Below are 369 nucleotides of genomic sequence, written 5' to 3' on the forward strand. Positions count from 1 at the left end.
CGCAGCGGCAGGTGCTGCACCCGCCACTTCAAAGACCATGATCAGCGAGCCGGTAGACACTTTGTCGCCGGTGTTGATCTTGATCTCTTTAACGGTACCGGCGAACGGTGCTGGCACTTCCATAGAGGCTTTGTCGCCTTCTACGGTGATCAGTGACTGCTCAGCCGCAACGGTGTCGCCCACTTTCACCAGGATTTCGGTAACTTCAACTTCGTCACCGCCGATGTCCGGTACGTTAACGTCTTTCGCGCCGCCAGCAGCCGCTGGTGCAGCGGCCGGAGCCGGAGCAGCAGCCTGAGCAGGCGCAGCGGCAGGTGCTGCACCCGCCACTTCAAAGACCATGATCAGCGAGCCGGTAGACACTTTGTC

The 369-nt window shown here is 60.2% G+C and carries 1 protein-coding gene; it reads right to left on the reverse strand.

All coding sequences use genetic code 11. From position 1 onward, the window contains the following. The coding region (locus tag IPZ49_RS22845) for a biotin/lipoyl-containing protein (RefSeq protein WP_305038912.1) at nucleotides 1-369 on the reverse strand (369 nt) is incomplete at both ends.

The organism is Enterobacter cloacae complex sp. S2, assembly GCF_015159675.1.
GTDB lineage: Bacteria > Pseudomonadota > Gammaproteobacteria > Enterobacterales > Enterobacteriaceae > Enterobacter > Enterobacter intestinihominis.